Source organism: Streptomyces sp. NPDC059371 (genome assembly GCF_042751995.1).
GTDB lineage: Bacteria > Actinomycetota > Actinomycetes > Streptomycetales > Streptomycetaceae > Streptomyces.
Genome location: NZ_JBHYXD010000008.1, coordinates 1 through 18,822 on the forward strand (window position 1 = coordinate 1; position 18,822 = coordinate 18,822).

Consider the following 18,822-nt stretch of genomic DNA (forward strand, 5'->3'; position numbering starts at 1 on the left):
CTGGCACACCGGGCGGACGTCCGCCGGGCAGGCGTTGCGTGCGGGCATGACGAAGGTGCGACTGTGTGCGTCGCGCAAGGTGGAACCGGGGGGCCGTCGAACTTGGACGCGCGCCGGCGTCGTCCGGACGTGGGTCCGGCGTTCTCGTCGTGGCGCGCGGGCAGTGGCCGGTCGTTGAGAGGACGGTGGGGCTGGGACACCGAACGTGGGAGCGCTCCCAAAGTGCAGTGCATCCACTCCAGATGTCAACACCCGTGCGAAGAGTGCCTTCCTGGGGGCTTCCTGACGGTCCGTTGCGCGTTCGCCCCCTCACCCGGGCTCGCTCACGGCCGCATTCACGCACGCCAGATCGCGGCGTGCGCGAATGCGACAGAGGCCCGAGAAGCGTCGGACGGAGACTGCGGGAATCCGGAAGGCGAGGTCACGCCCTCCATGACCGAGGCCACGCCCTCCGCGACCTGGGGCACGCCCTCGATCCTCCACGGCCCGGGGCACGCCCTCCACGGCCGAGGCCACACCCTCCACGACCTGGGTCACACCCTCCATGGCCGGGATGGCGCGGGCGTGGCCGAAACGGAGCGCACGCGTGGCCGACATCCCCTCGAGGGACGCGATCGCCGCGCAAGGTATTGACGCGGACACGCTTAGTGGCTTCCATGTGCGCAGTCCGGCTTGGACGAGCCGGCCGTCGGGAGCGGGACACTCCTGCCGGTCCGCGGGAGCCGTCATGCCGGACGCCCATCCGCCTGCCCGCCCGGAGACGTGCGCCCAAGAATGGGAGCGCTCCCACCCGGAGAGGACCCCCCACCATGCGTCACCCACCCTCATTCCGCTTCAAGCGTGCCCTGGTCGCGCTCCTCACCGCGGCGCTCGCGGCTGTCGTTCCCTTCACGGTGGCGGTACCGGCACTTGCGGCTGCCGCCCCGTCGAATGCGGCAGCCGTGTCCGGCGCCGGATACTGGCACACCGACGGCCGCCGGATCCTCGACGCGCAGAACCAGCCGGTGCGCATGGCCGGCATCAACTGGTTCGGGTTCGAGACCTCCAACTACGTGGTGCACGGCCTCTGGTCACGCGACTACAAGTCGATGATCGACCAGATGAAGACCCTGGGCTACAACACCATCCGCCTGCCCTACAGCGACGACATCTTCAAGGGCACACAGCCCAACGGCATCACCTACGCCAACGGTCTGAACGCCGACCTCCAGGGGCTCAACTCGCTCCAGGTGATGGACAAGATCGTCGGCTACGCGGGCTCGACCGGTCTCAAGGTCGTACTCGACCGTCATCGGCCCGACTCCTCCGCCCAGTCGGCGCTCTGGTACACCTCCGCCGTCCCCGAGTCGACCTGGATCACCAACCTCAAGGCCCTGGCGGCGCGTTATCAGGGCAACACCGCTGTGGTCGGCATCGACCTGCACAACGAACCTCACGACCCCGCCTGTTGGGGATGCGGTGACACGAGCACCGACTGGCGTCTCGCCGCCGAACGGGCCGGCAACGCGGTCCTGTCCGTCAACTCCAGCCTGCTGATCTTCGTCGAGGGCGTCCAGACGGTGAACGGTCAGAGCACCTGGTGGGGCGGCAATCTCTCCGGGGTCGCCACCGCGCCGGTGCGGCTGAGTGTCGCCAACCGCCTGGTCTACTCGGCCCACGACTACGCCACCAGCGTCGCTCAGCAACCCTGGTTCAGCGACCCGTCGTTCCCGGCGAACATGCCGGCCGTCTGGGACAAGTACTGGGGCTACATCTTCAAACAGAACATCGCGCCCGTCTGGCTCGGCGAGTTCGGCACCACCCTGCAGTCGACGGTCGACCAGAAGTGGCTCGCGGCGCTCGTCGACTACCTGCGGCCCACGAACACGTACGGGGCCGACAGCTTCAACTGGACCTTCTGGTCGTGGAATCCGAACTCCGGCGACACGGGGGGCATCCTCAAGGACGACTGGCAGACCGTGGACACCGTCAAGGACGGCTATCTCGCCGCCATCAAGGCTCCGGGCTTCTCCGGAGGCGGAGGCGGGGGCGGGGGCGGCGGAGACACGACCGCACCCTCGACACCGACCGGACTGGCCGTGACCGGTACCACCGCGTCAAGTGTGTCCCTGTCATGGAAAGCGTCCACCGACGACACCGGGGTGACCGGCTACGACGTCTACCGCGGCACCGCCAAGGTGGGTCAGGTCACCGGCACGTCCTTCACCGACACGGGCCTCACCGCCGACACCCCGTACGACTACACCGTGCAGGCGCGCGACGCGGCCGGCAACACCTCGCCCTCGTCCGCGTCGGTCACCGCCACGACCACGGGCACCGGGGGCGGCTCCAGCGGATGCAAGGCCACCTACAAGGTGAGCAGCGACTGGGGCAGTGGATTCAACGCCGATGTCACGGTCACCAACACCGGCTCCTCGGCGACCAAGTCGTGGCAGGTCACGTGGGAGTGGTCGGGCAACCAGACCGTCTCCGGGATGTGGAACGCCTCCTACAGCCAGGTGGGCAGGACGGTGACCGCGAGCAATGCCGACCACAACGGCGCCATCGCGGCCGGGGCCTCGACCGGCTTCGGATTCAGCGCGGCGCCGGGTGGCGCGGGTACGCCGGTCCTGAGCTGCCGGGCCGGTTAGAGAGATCGCCCCGACCTGCCCCGGCCGGGGCGAAAGAAGTCCGGTCGCTGGATCCCGCGGCGCACGCGGACGTCCTGCGCGTGCTGGACTGCGTCGTCCGAGAGGACGTGACGCGTCGATCGCAACGGCCAGGGGCAGAATCGGCGAGCTAGCCGAGCTTCCGGAGTACGTCGGCAACGGTGGCCCGGTACGTCCGCAGCGCCAGCAGTCCGGCGGCGTAGCGGTCGCGGTGCCGTGTGATGTCCGCGGTCTGCTTCCGCGCCCGTACGGTGTGCCAGAGTTCGGCCGTATGGTGGCGGCGCTTGCAGGTGACGTCCGCGGCGGCGGTGGCCCGCTCCCGCTGTGTATGCCGGGTGTTGCCGTCGCTCCCCCGCTGCCAGGTGGTGTACGCGGCGACGGGGTCGGGATAGCGCGGGAATCCTTGTTCTGCCACGCAGCGGGACCACACCGCCCAGGCCGCCCGGAGGCGCGGGTCGCGCTTGACCGCCTTGTCGACCTCGATCGCCCGTGTGCTCGCGTAGAGCCAGTCCCGCTTGAGGTCGATGCCACGCGTCAGCCGCTGGTTCGCGTCGCTGTTGCAGGCGGGAAGGTCCGCATACTCGGCGTTGGTCATCCGGCGACCCTTCGGCTGGGGGGCCAGGGGCTTTGCCGGGTCCCAGCCATAGCCCCAGCGGCGGGCGACGGCGAGATCCAGGACGCCGTAGTCGGTACTGACCGCGGTGAGGACGGCAGGGTCACTGGGGTATCGGGGGTCGAGCGGGAACCCCGGGTGCCCGTGCTCCGCCATGCACTGCCGGACCAGCAACGCCATTGCCCGCTGGGATCGTTGATAGTCCTGCGGCGTGTAGTCGTAGCGGTCGGTGGGCAGTTGACCGAGGTCCGACGCCGTACGGACGACTCCCGGCCCACCTGGACCGGAGGCACAGATCGCCGCCAGCACTGCCACGGCACCCAGCCGCCACCCCCGCCGCATCATGTGAAGGAATGCTAGCGAGCGGCGTGCGGCCGTCGCCCACGGCCCCCCAACTCGGCGAAGCCGCACGTCCCTGTCGGGATCGGCGTGTGCCGGTAGGTCCGCATATACCTCACGCCTCGTAACTGCGCCGGATCTAGGGGGAATTGCTTCCTGCGTGTGCGCCCGCGCGTAGCCTGCCGAGCACAAGCGTCAGCAACGGGGGACTACATGAAGGACGCCTACAGGCTGTACCGCCACGCCGTCGACGACGTGTGGAAGGGCTGGTGGGTGGCGTGGCCGCTGTCACAGCGCGTCGTGCTGGGCGACGTCCTGCACAACGCGGACGACCGGGTCCGGACCGCGGGCACCCTGGCCGACCGGGGCATCGCCTTCGATCCGCGCCCCGGGACGCCCGACAACACCTACAAGCATGACGCACAGGGCTCCGTCTCGGTGGCGCTGAAGGCGGCGGGATCCGCCGCGGACGGCTTCGCCTCCCTCGCCGTCGCCGACGCCGGCGCCCGCATCGGGTTCACGAAGGGCGACACGGCCTTCGTCGTCTACGACGGACTGACCGAGAGCACGGTCGCCGACACGCGCGCGCTGGCCTCCGCCCTGGTGGGCCGTGGCTGGGACGATTGGGACGACTCGCTGCTCGCCGTCACCGCCGTCGTCACGGCCGCCTCCGGGACGGTGCTGACCACCACGGAGAGCGGAGCGTTCGCCGAGCTGCGGGTGAAGGCGGGCGCCGGGCCGGTTCAGCCCGTGCTCGCCGATCTGGCGGGGAGCGCGTCGATCGAGGGCCGCCACGCGCTCGGCCTGGAGTGGCTGGGCACCGATCTCACCCCCTTCTTCCGGGTGGTCCGCCTGCGCAAGGCGTGGTTCGGCAAGGTGATGAAGGACTACGACCCGCGTCAACCCGGACGCGGCGCCGCTCCCGTGCCCGTGCCTCCGGTGCTCCTCGAGGAAGCGCGGGACGACCCGGGCGCGGTCCTGGAGGACGTGTCCCCCACCGAGCAGCCCGCTCTCGGCTTCACCACGGCATAGGCACTTCGCGAGGATCTCGATGGCAAGCGGCACACACTCCGAGGCCGGCGCGGGCGACATAGAACTGCGCATCACCAAGGCCGCCGACGGTTCACCCGGATACGCCGTCCACCTGTCGGCACCGGGCCGCCCCCCGGTGTCGGTCGAACTCGGGTCGCTGGAGGAGCCGGGCACACTCGCGAAGGCCTTCGAGCGCGGTGCCGGTGAGGCGGACCGCGAACACGCCGGCGAGTGCCTGTACACGGCGCTGCTCGGTGGGGCTCTCGCCGAGGAATGGTTATCGGCGACGGCCTCGCAAGCGGCACCGCGGCGCGCGTGCCTGGAGGTGGAGCCTCCCGAACTGCGTTCACTGCCCTGGGAGTTGCTGCGACACCGGGGCCGGTGGCTGTGGCGGCAACCCGAAACGCTGTGGAGACGCGGCTGCGCCGTCGGCCCGCGGACCGACGACCCTTCGTCTCAACTCGGCCCGCTGCGCGTCCTGGTGGTCATCTGCACGCCCCCTCAGGACGAGCGGCTGCTCGCGGAGCAGGAACTCGCCGCGATATCCGGCGCTCTGGAGCGTTCGCCAGGGCGCACCTACCTGGAGGTCCTCGACGTCCCCGCGAACGCCGCCGTGCTCGCCGAGCGCATCGACAGGTTGCGTCCGCACGTCGTGCACTACATCGGGCACGGCATGCCTCGCCCGGGCAGAGGCAGTCCCGTGCTCGTCTTCACCCCGGCCGAAACGCGACACGCGGGGCCCGCGACCTGGGAACTGGAAGCGGGGGCCGTCGCCGACCTCACGGTGTGGAAGCCTCTGCTGGTGGTCCTCAATGCCTGCCACTCGGGCAGGGCCGATCCGGCCGACTGGGTGGGCGGGATGGCCCAGGCGTTCCTGGACGCGGGATCCAGGGCCGTGGTGTCGATGCAGGACGACATCACCTCGGACTGCGCCGTCACCCTCTCCCGCACGTTCTACGAGAGGCTGGGCGCCGACCAGCCCGTCGACACTGCGGTGGCTGCCGCGCGCTCCGAACTGGCCAGGCGGGCGCCCAAGAGCGGCGCGTGGGCCCTGCCCGTCCTGCTGACCTGCGAAGACCCACGGTCTGTGCTGCCGATCACCTTCGCGCCTCCGCCCACGGCCTCGGTCCAGGACATCCTGCGCTACAAGCAGTACGTGGACCTCGGGCGGTTCGTGGGGCGTACCGACGAGCGGCGCCAGGCCTGGTGGGCCCTCGACGATCCCGGGCAGGCGACGGACGCGACCGACCGTCCGGTGCTGGTGATCAGCGGCCATTCACAGGCCAATTTCGCCAAGACGGGAAAGAGCTGGCTGACCAACTGGTGTCTGATCACTTGGTTCCTGCGCGGGCATCGCGTGGTCTCGGTCAACCTGGCCGCGCAGTTGACCGCTTCGACGCGGGCCGGTGACGTGGACGCGTACCCACGGCACAAGGACTGGCTCACGGCCCTGCGACTGATCCGACAGGAGGCCACCTCTCCTGAGCAGTTGTGCCCCTTGCCCGCGCAGGCCTTCGGCGAGTTCAACGCGGTCGTCAATCACCTCGTCGAGGCGCCCGTCCTGCCGAACGGCACGCTGGAACCGGCCGACGACGAGGGACGGCGCTTCAACGACGAGATCGGTGACCCCCGTGACGGGCGCAAGGAGCGCATCGTCGGTGAGTTCCTGCACGCCCTGCAGAAGGCGAGCGACGGACGGCCCCTCGTCCTGGCCCTCGATCACGCCGAGAGCGTCATGCAGGGCGCCTTCACGCAGGTGCTCTACAAGTCCCTGGTGCGGCCCGTCGCCTATGGACAGGCGCCGCCGTTGCGGCTGATCCTCGTCGCACCGGACTCATGGGTGGGCGGGGCGCTGCCGGAGTCCGACTCCCACATGATCACGCGGGTCAGGGTGGGGGACTTCGACAGCGCGCAGTTCATGCGGCTCGCGCGGCTCTACCAGAGCCGGCTGCGCGTCCAGCCGGACGAAACGGTGGTCAAGCTGCTGGAGGCCCTCCAGCAGACCCTTGATCAGCACTTCAACGTGGAACTCTTCGCGCAGCTCGTGGGGATCGTGCCCCAATGGGGTGCGGCGCACCTTCAGGAGGCGGGGCGATGACCGACGTCCTCGCGGAGATCACCCGCCGACTCGCCGCCGGTGAGAGCCTGGAGGCCATCAGCCGCTCGCTGCGTCCGGCGCGCTGGACGGCTGTCCTGCGGGCCTGCGCCGTCGCCCGCACCTTCGACACGGCCCTCTTCGAGGACGTGCTGTATCCGCACGCCCTCGCCGAAGAGCCCGCGAGTCCGGGGCTGGAGGAACTGGTCCGCGCCCACGCCGTGGAACCCGTGGGCTCCGAGCCCGGCCGGTTCGCCCTGTCGGGCGCGAACCGCGGTGCCTACTTCGTCGAATGGGCGCAGGAGTCGGCCGACGACACGCTTCCCGCCGGGCTCCTCGCACTGGAACTCCGGATCGCCGGCGTTCACCGCGGGGTCCGCAACCACGCGGAGGAGGTACGGCATCTCCTGCTGGCGCAGCCGAAGAACGCCCTCGCGCTCTTCCATGAACGGTTCAACGCGGCGGACGCCCGGCGTGACTTCGCCGCGTGCAAGGATCTGGTGGACGCGCTCGGCGACCCCGACCGGCTCTCGTTCACCGGCGACGGCATCGTCCAACTGCGCCTGGACTGCGCCGGATACGTGCGCGCACGCGACTACTGGGCCGCCGACTACTCGCGCTCCGCCCAGTTCCTCCAGCCCGCCGGACTGGTCGAGGACGCCGAACGCCTCCTGGCCGGACAGCGGCGGGTGTGGCAGATGCACGCCCCCGGAGGCGCCGGGAAGACCATGCAGCTCCGGTGGCTGGTGGCCCGCTTCTGCGTGCCGAAGGAGCGGGATGTCCTGTGCGCCCGGATCGATTTCGACGTCGTCAACCCGCATGCGGTCGGCCGGCATCCGTGGCTTCTGCTGCTGGAGATCGCGGAGCAGTTCGAACTGAGGCTTCCCGGCCGGGCCTTCGAGCGGCTCGATTCCTATTCCGCGTACAGGATTCTCCTCAGCCGCCATTCCTCCGTGCCCGCGCAGGAGACCGCCGCCCACATCGACACCCTCGACACCGAAGCGGTGCAGGAGGAGGTCCTGCAGACGTTCGCGGAACGCCTCAACCGGGCGCGTCCCGGTCATCCGGTGCTCCTGGTGGTCGACACGCTGGAAGAACTCCTGCTGCACGGCCACGGTGAGACGGAGCGGACGCTGCGGATGCTCGGCCGGCTCGTCAGGCTCTGCCCGAATCTACGGCTGGTCCTCGCCGGCCGCTACAACCTCCGGCAGCATCTGCCCCAGGCGCTCAGAGCCTTCCGGCGCAAGGAGGTTCAGCACATCCAGGTCCGCAAGTTCAACGCGGCTCAGTCACACGCCTATCTGGCGGGGCTCCGCGGCATCACGAACAGCGCTCTGCTGCGGGTCGCCGCACGCAAATCCAAGGGGCTTCCGTTCACCCTCGCCCTGTTCGCCGATCTCATCGAGCAGGATCCGACGATCGACGCCGCGGAGCTCAAGGCCTGCCAGGAACCCCTGGTGCGCTACTTGATCGAGCGAGTGGTGCAGCGCATCGACGACCCGGCGGTGCGCTGGCTGCTGCGTTACGGCGCGATCCCCCGGCGTCTGCGCCGAGAAGACGTGTTCACGGTCATGCGCCCCTGGCTGGCCCAGGGCATGACCGACAGTTCCGACGCGGACGACCCGCGTCACGACAACCACCATCTTCGAGGCAGCGACGCCGTCTTCCCCTTCACGGCTGCCGAGCCCACCGACGAGGAGATGGACCGCGCCTGGCAGCGGTTGCTCGACTACGCCGGCACCTCGGCGTGGGTCTCACGGCATGCGGGCGACGACGACACCGTCATCTTCCATCCCAACGTCCTGGCGCCGATGCGCCTTCTGATCTCGGGCCATCAGGTCTTCGAGCGGCTGCACCAGGCTTTCATCGCGCACTTCGACGAACTGGGCAGGGCACACCCCGAGTCGTGGGTCACGTACACGAAGGAGGCGACGTATCACCGGTTCCAGGCCGGAGATCCGCAGGCCGGCACGGCGTGGGCACGTGCCGTGCAGAAGGTCGACACGGACGGCAGCCGGGCCGAGCAGATCCTGGAGCTGTGCGAGGAAGTGCTCGGCGACGAATACCTCGACGAGGGTCTCCCCCGGCTCCGCCTCGACGGCCGACTGCTGGTCGGCTACAGAACCGTCGCCGAAGCCCATCTGGCCATCGCCGCGGTCGCGGCGCGCAGCTATCTGAACGTTCCTTCCGTCAACGCGTCGGACCCGGCCTGGAACGAGGTCGAACGCCGGCTCGCGTTGGTACGGAGGTTGCGCCGGGCAGCGAACCAGCCGTTCGGCGTGCTGGATCGCGAGGCCTATCTGCAGGCGCTCGTCCTCTACGGCCGTGGTCACCTCGGCATGGCGGCGCGGGTCGTCGGGAACGCCCTCGACGCCGGAGTCGGCGACGAACTGCGGGAAGACCTCCAAGTGTTGCTCTCCCGCATCCAGGCCCGGACGAGCGATCCGCAGGCCGAAGTCAGCTACCGGGCCGCGATCGACACCGCGCGGACCCGGGGCGGTGGTGCCGAGAGCGAGGCCCGGCTCTCGCTGGAACTGGCCGCGAACCTTCAGGCTCAGGGGCACATCGGCCAAGCCGTCGCACTCCACAACTACGTGGCCGCGTCCTACGGTTCCGGTATCGATACGAAGCAACCCTTCACGCGACTGCAGAACCGGGCACTGCTGCGCAGAGCGGGTGCCGAGATCGCCTCCTACGCTCCGAGTACCGCTCTGCGCACACTGCGGGACATCGACATGAGCGCGCTGCGTCCGGCCGAGCGCGTCGACGCCCGTCTGGCGGAGGCACGAGCGCACCTCCTGCTGGGGCACTCGATCCGTACCCTGGAAGCCCTGGACAAAGCGGAAGAGACTTCGCACTCCGACATCCACGACTCCACCCGGTATCACGGGCTGGCCGAGTGCGCCGTGCTGCGCGCGGTCGTCGAGGGGCGCTTGCTTGCGGTGGACGAGGCGGAGCGGTCCTTCGCACGTGCCGCGGGCCTCTGGAGCGATCTGGGACACCCGGACGGTCATCCGCCGACGTTGCTCGCCTACGCCCGCTTCCTCGCCCGGTCGCTGGGTGATCTCCACCGGGCGGCGAACGTCCTCGGGCAACTGCGGACGGTGGACACCTCAGGGGAATTCGCCGTTCCCGCAGCGCTGTTGTGGCGCGAGATGTCCCGCGGGGGTTACGCCGTGGCCGACTCCTCGCTGCTGGAGGTCCCCTTGCGCTCGCGCCAGGACCTGCTCGACGGTGGCGTGGCCGCCGTACTCGCCGACCCTTCGCGCGCCCCGGCCCTGGCCGAGGCTCTCGCCACCATGGAACCGCCCGAAGCACGCGTGCGCGCGCTCGAAGCTCTCAAGGGCTGCCCCGCCCCCGAAGGCGACCCCGTGCCCGAACTCGAGCGACTCCGCCCACTTTTCGCCACTTTGGCCGAGGGGTCGCGTACGGACACCGACCACTGTCTTCGGCTGGCCGAGCTGGCGGAGTTCGAGCGTGTGTCGGGTCACCACCAAGAGGCGAGCCGACTGGTGGCCGAGGCATACCGAGTTCTCGCGGATTCGGCGGACCCGCGGGACCCACTCCCCACCTGGGCCTGGGCACGGGCCCAGGTTCGCGTCAAGGGTGTCCCCGACCGCCCGCTCAGCCGCTCACTCTGCGCCAAGGCCGCCACCCAGCGGTCGCCCCTGCTGAAGGCGACGGCGCATTGGATGCTCGCGCTGACGGAAAGCGACGTCGACGACAAACGCGCCTTGTTGATCCGTGCCTCGGAGTACGTGAGCGAGGTGCATCGGCCCTCTCTGTGGACGCAGTACATTCTGCGGACCATCGCCCTCGTGAACCACGACGAGTCGACGCGCCTGGCCGCCCTGCGCATGGCAGCCACCCTCGGGTACCCGCCGGAGGGCGACTCCGCCCCCTCTGTGGAGCTCGCCCGGTCCGAGCACGAGGACGTCTACCAGGTGGACCCCTCTTTCCGGATCACCTCCACGCCGCTGCCGACGGCTCATGCCCTGTACGCCGACTGGCGCAATGCCGTGTCCGCCAATTCCTCCTCCTTGCGGCATCACGGGCGGGCCGCCCCACCGGTCGACACCGTCAGGATCCAGGCCGACGACGCCTTGTTGCACGCCTTCCCCTGGGAACTCGGGCTCCGGGACGACACCGCGGCCGTCTACCGCACGCTTCCGCAGGCGGCGGAGATCGTCGACGTGCGGGCCGTCCAGGCGGTGCTCAACGCAGGCACGACGGAGAAGAAGCTGACAACCGACGGCGTCTGGGGGAGCCGCACCCAAATGGCCGCGGCGGGCGCGCTCGGGGTCGCCCTGGCCGCGGTGGGCGGGCCGGCCATCGCGATCGAGGCCATGAGCACGGTGTGGAGGCTCGTACGGAGCACGCGAGAGCTCACGCAGAAGCGCTCCGGCACCCGAACGGTCCTTGTCCTCCGTGATGACTCGGCCGAGGACGACGCCTCGGACCTCTCCCCCACCGCTCGCCTCATCGGTTACCGCATGCACGGCTTCGACGTCCGGGTGATCCAGGCGTCAGCCGGGCTGCCCACCTTGAAGAGCCCGCCGGCAGTGGTGCATGTGCGTGCCCCGCTCCGCCTCAAAGGGGGCACCGTTCCCTGCTTCGAGCTGTCCGCCACCCGCCTGAGCCACGGGGAACGGCTCGCCCGGGCGGCCTTGGGCTCCGATCTCACACCCGACCTGCTCACCGACTGGCTCACGCAGTTCGAGCCGGGCACACAGCCTCTGATCGTCCTCGATCCGCCGCCGCCCGGATCGCCCGCGGACATCCCCCTGCAGGTCGTCCTCCGCAACTTGTTCGCGGCCACCCTCTTCTCCTCGGGATTCGCGCCGAAGGTGCTCGGAACGGGGCTCGTCACCCAGACGGGCAGCCATCACACAGAGCTCCTGGCACAGGCGGCCGCCGGAGACATCTCCCTGTTGCAGCTGTACTCACGACTGCGCCGTGCGACCGACGGCACGACAGGCGACCCGGCGGGCGCGGACTGGGGCGACGGCATCCTCGAAGCGGCCTGTGTCACGCTGTTCGCGAGCCCTGCCGCCTTGCGGATCTCCGAACCCGAGACGGCCTCCGCGCCATGACGGCCGGCCCCGCCACCGGTCGTCCGACGGAAGACGCCGGCTACCGCGCCCGTCGTGAAGCCGAGGTACGCCACCTCACCGGCGGACTGACGGGCGAGCTGGACGACTGGGTCCTCGCGGCACAGGGAAAGGGCCCGTTCGAAAAGCACCAGTCACAGATCGAGAGTGTCGTCCGGGTCGTGTCCGGGGCGCTCCGGCGGCTCCAGGAGTTGCCACCGGCCGAGCATGAACAGCGTGCGCCCGAACTCGTCCTCGACCTGCATCACTTGTGGGACTTCTTCCGCACCAAGCTGCTCGCCCGCCACATCCCGCGCTACAAGACATTCCTCGACGCGGCCGACGAACTGGCCTGGGCCGTCTACGACCCTGTCCGCAACGCCGTACAGGACCGTTCGGGTCTCAAAGAACCGCCGCTCGTCTTCCTGAACCAGCATCCTGTGCCCTTCGCCGCGCCTCGGGGCAGCGATTTCGAGGACCTGCTGCCCGCGGGAAAGCAGCGCACCCTCGGTGGACGTCGGGCGAGCAAGTACCTGCCGTTCCCGCTCATCGGCGTCCCCTGGTCCGCCGGCCATCACCTTCCGGCGCTCCTCGTCGTCGCGCACGAGACCGGCCATCACATCGAGGACGACTTCGCCTTGACTGAGCCGCTGCGCACCCGCTTGGCGGAGCAGTCCGGTCTCACCCAGGAGGGCATCGCACGCTGGGAAGGGTGGCTGGGCGAAACGTTCGCCGACGTGTGCGCGACACTCGCGTGCGGGGAAGCCTACGTGTGGGCGCTCACGGACATGCTCACCGCCGCCGGACAGACCGTAGGAACGGGCAACGACACCTATCCCCCGCTCCGCACGCGCCTGCTCGTCTGCCGTGCCGCCCTGGCCACCGGTCCCGGTAGCACCACAGCCGGGCTGCCGCCTCTCGGGAGCCCGCAGCCGGGAGACACGGAGGCGGAGGCGGTGGTCGCCGCGCTCACCGGTGAAGGGTTCACGGGGCTGGGCGGGGCGACGCTCGGCTCGCTGATCGGTCTGCGTCGCGCCGACGGCCTGGATGAGGCGGTCGACCGGCTCCTCACCGGTCTGTGGTCCCGACGCGGCGATGTCACGGGGGTCCTGGCCGCGGCGACCTTGGCTTTCGTCCGCAGCCCGCGGTCGTACGACGAACACGACGTCGGCGACCTCGCACTCACCGAAGTCCTGTCCCTCGTCCCCGACGGCGCCCGCGCTACCCCGGCTCCCGACTCGGCGCCGGCCCAACGCGACGACACCGCCGGCCGGGAGTTGCTCGAACTCCTCATGTCCGTCGAATGACCACCGAGGCCGGTGCGAGGGCACACTGGCTGTCCGGGGGCCACCAATCGAGCACTGGCAGCCGGGCTTTAAGAACGGCTAACACAGTGAGGTGTCGCTACTGATGGCCGTGCCTGACAGGCCAGTTGGACGTTGCTTGGACCATGGGTACTTCGCACCGCGACCAGGTCCGCGCCTGCGGCATCATCCCTGCCATCGCTCGCCGAAGCACCCGCCATGGCGTATACCGGTGGGTGGTGGAGCGGACCTTTGCCTGGCTCCACGGCTTCCGACGACTCCGCGTCCGCTGGGAACGCCGACCCGACGCCCACGAAGCCTGCCTCAACCTGGCCTGCTGCCTCATCACCCAGCGGCAACTCCAGTCATCGTGATAGCCCTTCTTAGCCCCTGTCGGAAGGCTCGCTCCCAGCTTCTCCGCCGTCTCGGGTTTGCCACAGGTCGCCTCCCTCGTACTTGCTCCGGAGCAGGGGAATCACCCCGCTGGGAATGCGGAACCCCTTCGCCCAGGAAGGGTCGGCGGCGTGGCCGTAGACGGTGGTGAGCAGGAACGGCTCCCCTCCTGTCAGCACACCTATCGCTTGCAGATCCCTCGACAGGGTGCCGATCGGTTGGGTGAAGCCGCGGAGTCTGCGTGTCTCGTCGTAGCCGGCAAGCTCGTACACCGTCTCCCGGTCCACGAACCCGCCGTTTGCCGCAGCCGCAACGATTGCTTTGACTCGGGATGGGTAGCGCCTCATCAGCTCGTCCATGAACGCCGCCAGCGACTCCGCCGTCCAGGCTTCGTCTTCGGAGTCTTTGTCGGCCGAAGCCTCGCCCAGTTGCTCCAGGTCGCGAACCGAGCCCTCGTCCACGTTCAGTTCGAGGAGTTCTTTGGCCCAGCGGAGCAGTTCGCTTGGAGTGAGCATGTAGAGTCCCACCCCGGCCTGCTCCCGTAGTTCCTGAAGGAGTTCGGCACGGGGGCGAGGCGGAATGTCGTATCCGCGGTTGGTCCACCAGTCCTTCTTCACGTCCCCCGTGACCAGGAGAACGTCGCACCCGCGGTGCCGGGCCTCCGCCATGAGCTGTACCCACACGAGGTAGTCACCGGCAGCTAGCTCGGGTTCCTTGGTGCGGAAGTCCTCGTGCCCCGGCGGTATCCCCTCGTCGGCGCGCTCCTGCGCCTCTTTCACGGCCTTGTCGTATTCGTCCGACGGCAGTGGCTCGCCGACCCGGCCGTGCAGAAGCGGTTCGAGGGCGTTGAGTACCGGGTCAGTGTGAGTGGTGGCGGTCTCCTTGAGTGCGTCGCACTCGGCCTGCGCCCGGATGAACTTTTTGAGGCTGCCGACTGCTTTGGCGAGCTCGACCAGGTCTCGGTCAGTCCGCTCTACAGCCTCTTCGTTGTCCTTGAGTTGGACGGCGGTCAGCCAAGTGGTCACTGCTGTCCGGGCCGCGTTGACCGCCTTATCGAGCGCGGCGCTCGCCTCATTGGCCTTGGTCGCGTGGTGATGGCGTACGGTCGGCGACTCGCGGTTGCGCCAGAACTCCGTGAGCACCTGGTGTGGAATCCACAGGCGCTCGCGAAGCCTGGCGAGGGCGGCAAGGGTGTCCCTGCGGGTGCTCTCGTTCGAGCGGTAGAGGTTGAGCAGCACATTGGTGTCAAGCACGACCAGACCGGAATCGAAGATCCGCTTGTAGTCGGAGCGGAGTGGGCTGCGATGGGCCTCGTCGCAGTCGAAGACGCCCCGGACTTGAGGCGGGTCGGAGGTGGTGTGCGCTGCTGCCATGAAACGCTCCCCTGGAATCGTAAGGCGCATCAGCCCTCCCCGGCCGGGTGCGCGAGGGAAAGTCTATGACCGGCGAGCCACCGCGACCGAGGAAACAGCGACGGTTCCGACACCCCGGACGTCTGCCGATCACCGACCGTCAGAGCTGGTCATCCCACACGATCCACGGCGAAGTACCCATGGCCCGGACAACGTCCAACTGACCTGTCAGGCAGGGCCATCAGGAGCGGAACCCTCATTGTGTTAGCCGTTCTAAGCCTCTAATCTCGATAGCGAGCAACGCAATCGAGGCTGTAGCGGAAATACGTCGATCTCTCGGTGGCGTCAGGAGTCGGTGGACTCCGCCGACTCCTTTTTCGTCAGCCCGGCGCGCAGCTTCTTCGCGGCAGGTTTCACCTTGTTGTTCCAGAAGGGCTTGACGTGAGGAGCGACGAGAAGGGCTCCCACGACGACTCCCGTAATTGCCAGCCCTTTCCAGTTGGTTTGCGAGACGTCGTCGTCGCCACTGCCACCGCGGTCCGTCAAGGGTTCGTGCGGAGAAGTGCCCTCTTCTTCAGTGGGAGAGTCTCCTGCGTCGAGGCCTCCGGAGCCGGCTTCCACGTCGGCCTTGAGCGCCGCCGCCGTCTCATCGCTCCAAGTGCGAGTTTCCCAGCTTCTGTTGTATTGCGCGTAGCCGCCCGTGCCGCGCGAGTGGTACTTCTCCTCAGCGTATTGTTGCCCCTTCTCCGTGAGCCCATACGCGCCGGGACTTCCGTACAGATAGCCGTGGTCCTTGAGGAGCTCATTCATTTCACGAGCCGTTCGGCCGAACTCCCAGCCCAGCACACGTGCCGATTTCCCCATGGAACAGCGTCCCCCTCTTCCACCTGGCAGTGGCCTGCGCGAGGCGGGCATCCTAGCGTTCGCAACCAATCTCGTCCCCGTGCAGGCTGGTCCGGTACCTCCGTCATCGCAGGCTGGTCCTCCGCGGCCAACCCCAGGTCGGAAGCCGCCCAGCCCGGCGCACTGGCCGGCCCGTGTGCGAAACTACGCGCGGATCTGCGGCTTTCCGGCAGAACAGGCAGGACACCAACGGCGTCCGCACACGCGACGGTTTCCGATGAGAGAACGACAAGGAGTCACGTGAGACGTCCCCTGCTTCCCGCTGCAATGGCACTGGCCGCCTTCGCCCTGCCGGTACTCAGCGGCTGTGACAGCGAGGCCACAACCTCCCACGGGACCGCTGACGGCGTCTCGGCAGCACCCGTCACGAAGTCAGCGTCACCGGACGGGACTTCGCAGGCACCTTCCGCTGCGACGAGCGCCGTCGAATACAACCCGAAGGCCGACGCGGCGGCCGAGATAGCGGCCGCTCTCAAACTGGCGAAGCGGGACGGCCGTCCTGTGCTCGTCGACTTCGGCGCCGACTGGTGCCTGGACTGCCGCGTACTGAGTGCCCGCTTCAAAGAGTCCGGGCCATCCGCGCTACTGGCTCACTACCACGTAGTAAAGGTGGACGTCGGCGAGTTCGACCACAACCTCAACGTGGCCAAGCGCTACGTCGACCTGAATACGAGCGGCATACCTGCCCTGACCGTCCTGGACTCCGCGTCCGGCCGGATCGAGGTGGCCACGAACCGGGGCGAGTTCGCCAACGCCCGCACCATGCCTGCCGCGCAGGTCGAGGAGTTCCTGAAGCGATGGCAGTAGGGGTTCGGCTCCGGGCCCGCCGTTCGAAGGTGGGCTGCGCGCTCGTAGCGGCCGCCGCTGCCGTACTCACCGGGTGCGCGGGTCCGGGCCAGACCAGGACCACGGTGAATGCCGCCCCCTTCACGATCGGCGGCGTGGCCGTGACGGTTCGGGCGGAATCCCGCGACGGCACATTGCAGGTCCTCGCCGAACTGCGGCCGGAGCAGCCGGGTTTCCACCTCTACAGCCTCACCCTTCCTAACGGCGGCATCGACGGGATCGGCATACCGACTCGTATCCGTACCGAAGGCGGCTTGAGGGCTACCGGCCCGGCGACCACCGACGCGAAGCCGCAGGTGCTGCGCCCAGCCGGCCTCAATGTCAGGCTGCCGGTGTACGAGGACGGGCCGGTCACCCTCGAACTCCCCGTCCGGCGACGTGAAGGCACCGACAGCGCAAGGGTGTTCCTCACATACGGGGCGTGCAGCGAGACCGCCGGCTGTCTGCCGCCTGTGCGCGACCACGAGGTGACCTTGCAGTTGAGCTCGGCGGGCTGAGAACTCGTCGGACCCTGCCACTCGACATCCCGGCTGCGATCGTAAGCAATGGGGCGCGATGGTGATCAATGGGCCAGGACTCAACTCCGCAGGCTGGACCACGACGTTCACGGCCCCCTGCCTCTGCGCAGCGGTGAGGCAGGTTCCTCGTTCCTGACGGTGGGCATCCCGAGGTCGACGTCGGATCCTTTATGAGGGCATCGGTCAACCAGGGCAGGCCTCACGGTACTTCCGCCGTGAAAGAGTCAGCCTCTACGCCGCCGCCGATGCCGCGTGGTGCCAGAAGCCCGAGAAGGTGATGCGGTCCTCGGGCAGGCCCAGTCGGTTGAGGTGTCGGCGCCCCTCTTGCCGCCAGGGTCGACTCGCCTACGACGAAGGCGTACCCGGAGGCGTCGGCGGAGGTGAGCCTGCGAAGTTCACGGAATGCGGCGGTGCCGCCCACGGATCCGTCCCCGTACGACCGCACCACCCAGGTGACGGTCACGCCCGGGCGGAATCGTCGTCGCCTTACCGCGGCGCACGGAGCTCGACCTGATCGCCCTCGACGACGGCACACCGAAGCTGCTCGGCCTGCGCACGGCACTCGCGCGGCTCGGCCTGCTGGTCGTCAGCGTCCTCCTGAGCGCCACCGCCGTCGCGGCCGCGGGAACCATCGGCTTCGTCGGACTGGTGGCCCCGCACGCGGCCCGCACCCTGGTCGGCCGCCGCCACCTTGCCGCCTCCTGGACGAAATGAGCTGTGCGTCTGTCGTACAGATGATCTAAGGTCTGGCTGTTCTTCGGGAGGGGATGGCGCATGGTGCGTGGGGGTCGGTGGGCTGTGCTGTGCGTGGCCACAGTTCTGATGGTGGCGGGGTGCGGGCACCGGTCGGCCGAGGCCAAGCCTGTGTTCGAGAGCGCGGAGAAGTTGCCGGAGAAGCTCGGCAAGGACGGCACCACCATCGTGGTGGGTGATCCGGACGCGAAGGTGACCGTGCACCTGTACGAGGATCCGCGCTGTCCGGTCTGCGAGGAGTTCGAGACCACCGGTGGTTCCCCGCAGTTGCGGGACGCGACACTCGCCCGCCGGGCGACAACCGAGTACACCCTGGCCTCCTTCCTGGACGACAGGCTCGGCGGCAGCGGCTCCAAGAAGGCCGTCAACGCACTGCGGGCAGCGCTGGAAGAGGGCAAATTCGTGGAGTACCACGAGGTGCTCTACGCCAACCAGCCCGAAGAGATCGTCGACGGGTTCACCGATGCCCGTCTGCTGGAACTGGCCGGCCAGGTGGAGGGGCTGCGCGGTCCGGCGTTCGACGCGGCCGTCAAGAGCATGAAATACCGCTCCTTCGTGACCACTTCCGAGAAGGCGTACGAGCGGGCCGGGGGTGCAAAGGATCCCAAAGGGCCGGGAACTCCCTCCGCTGTGATCAACGACAAGCGGATCCCGGCGGACTACAACGGCCTGCTCTTCGACGGCGATACCTTCGCCGAACTGCTGCGGGAGATCCACGCCAGGCCCTGGGAGTGGGAACAGACCGCTCTCTGAACGACATCGCCGACGGGCTGGCGGCATCTGCTCATCGGTCCACGACGGAGACCAATGCTCCCGGAGCGATCCGAAGGAAAGGCGGGCCCGGCGACCGCCGGGCCCCCGCTCCGCGCCCCCCGGCCCCCCGCGGCCGAACTGCTCGACCGGCTCGCGGAACCCGACCGTCCGGTCTCCGGTGCC

The 18,822-nt window shown here is 68.9% G+C and carries 11 protein-coding genes and 2 pseudogenes; 10 read left to right on the forward strand and 3 right to left on the reverse strand.

Annotated features, from left to right (window positions below; translation table 11 throughout):
- The first annotated feature begins 809 nt into the window (after positions 1-809).
- A complete protein-coding gene (locus ACFXGX_RS06945; RefSeq protein ID WP_384785746.1) occupies positions 810-2,630 on the forward strand; it encodes a cellulase family glycosylhydrolase in 1,821 nt (606 codons plus the stop codon).
- Positions 2,631-2,778: 148 nt separating this feature from the next.
- Here ACFXGX_RS06945 and ACFXGX_RS06950 read toward each other — a convergent pair whose 3' ends face one another.
- Positions 2,779-3,606: a hypothetical protein gene (locus tag ACFXGX_RS06950; RefSeq protein ID WP_384785749.1), complete on the reverse strand. Its 828-nt coding sequence runs from the start codon at positions 3,604-3,606 to the stop codon at positions 2,779-2,781.
- A 207-nt stretch (positions 3,607-3,813) separates the two neighbouring features.
- Between ACFXGX_RS06950 and ACFXGX_RS06955 the strand changes: the two genes are divergently transcribed.
- From ACFXGX_RS06955 to ACFXGX_RS06975, 5 genes and pseudogenes are all read left to right on the forward strand, one after another.
- Positions 3,814-4,632 (forward strand): hypothetical protein, encoded by an 819-nt coding sequence (locus ACFXGX_RS06955; RefSeq protein WP_384785752.1) that lies wholly within the window; start codon positions 3,814-3,816, stop codon positions 4,630-4,632.
- Between the two features lie 19 nt (positions 4,633-4,651).
- Positions 4,652-6,730, forward strand: coding sequence for a CHAT domain-containing protein (locus ACFXGX_RS06960; RefSeq protein ID WP_384785755.1), 2,079 nt, complete (start codon positions 4,652-4,654; stop codon positions 6,728-6,730).
- The gene (locus ACFXGX_RS06965; RefSeq protein ID WP_384785758.1) at positions 6,727-11,820 is read left to right on the forward strand and encodes a hypothetical protein; all 5,094 of its coding nucleotides are present in this window, start codon (positions 6,727-6,729) and stop codon (positions 11,818-11,820) included. The genes ACFXGX_RS06960 and ACFXGX_RS06965 overlap by 4 nt, the downstream gene beginning before the upstream one ends.
- Positions 11,817-13,124, forward strand: a complete 1,308-nt coding sequence (locus tag ACFXGX_RS06970; protein ID WP_384785761.1) for a hypothetical protein — start codon at positions 11,817-11,819, stop codon at positions 13,122-13,124. Before ACFXGX_RS06965 ends, ACFXGX_RS06970 begins: the two co-directional genes overlap by 4 nt.
- Before the next feature lie 155 nt (positions 13,125-13,279).
- Positions 13,280-13,495, forward strand: a pseudogene (locus ACFXGX_RS06975) (transposase); the annotation flags it as partial.
- Positions 13,496-13,504: 9 nt separating this feature from the next.
- Here the strand turns inward: ACFXGX_RS06975 and ACFXGX_RS06980 are convergent.
- Both ACFXGX_RS06980 and ACFXGX_RS06985 read right to left on the reverse strand, forming a co-directional pair.
- Positions 13,505-14,887 carry a PIN-like domain-containing protein gene (locus tag ACFXGX_RS06980; RefSeq protein ID WP_384785764.1) on the reverse strand — a complete coding sequence of 461 codons (1,383 nt, stop codon included), beginning with the start codon at positions 14,885-14,887 and terminating at the stop codon, positions 13,505-13,507.
- Between the two features lie 324 nt (positions 14,888-15,211).
- On the reverse strand, positions 15,212-15,712 hold the full coding sequence (locus tag ACFXGX_RS06985; protein WP_384785767.1) for a hypothetical protein: 501 nt from the start codon (positions 15,710-15,712) through the stop codon (positions 15,212-15,214).
- Positions 15,713-16,009: 297 nt separating this feature from the next.
- On the opposite strand from ACFXGX_RS06985, the gene ACFXGX_RS06990 reads away from it, so the two are divergent.
- The 4 genes and pseudogenes from ACFXGX_RS06990 (at position 16,010) to ACFXGX_RS07005 (ending at position 18,639) form a co-directional block, all read left to right on the forward strand.
- A complete protein-coding gene (locus tag ACFXGX_RS06990; RefSeq protein WP_384785770.1) occupies positions 16,010-16,576 on the forward strand; it encodes a thioredoxin family protein in 567 nt (188 codons plus the stop codon).
- On the forward strand, positions 16,567-17,112 hold the full coding sequence (locus ACFXGX_RS06995) for a hypothetical protein (protein ID WP_384785773.1): 546 nt from the start codon (positions 16,567-16,569) through the stop codon (positions 17,110-17,112). The genes ACFXGX_RS06990 and ACFXGX_RS06995 overlap by 10 nt, the downstream gene beginning before the upstream one ends.
- A 492-nt stretch (positions 17,113-17,604) precedes the next feature.
- Positions 17,605-17,826, forward strand: a pseudogene (locus ACFXGX_RS07000) (iron chelate uptake ABC transporter family permease subunit); the annotation flags it as partial.
- 129 nt (positions 17,827-17,955) lie between these two features.
- On the forward strand, positions 17,956-18,639 hold the full coding sequence (locus ACFXGX_RS07005; RefSeq protein WP_384786150.1) for a DsbA family protein: 684 nt from the start codon (positions 17,956-17,958) through the stop codon (positions 18,637-18,639).
- The last annotated feature ends 183 nt before the right edge of the window (positions 18,640-18,822 follow it).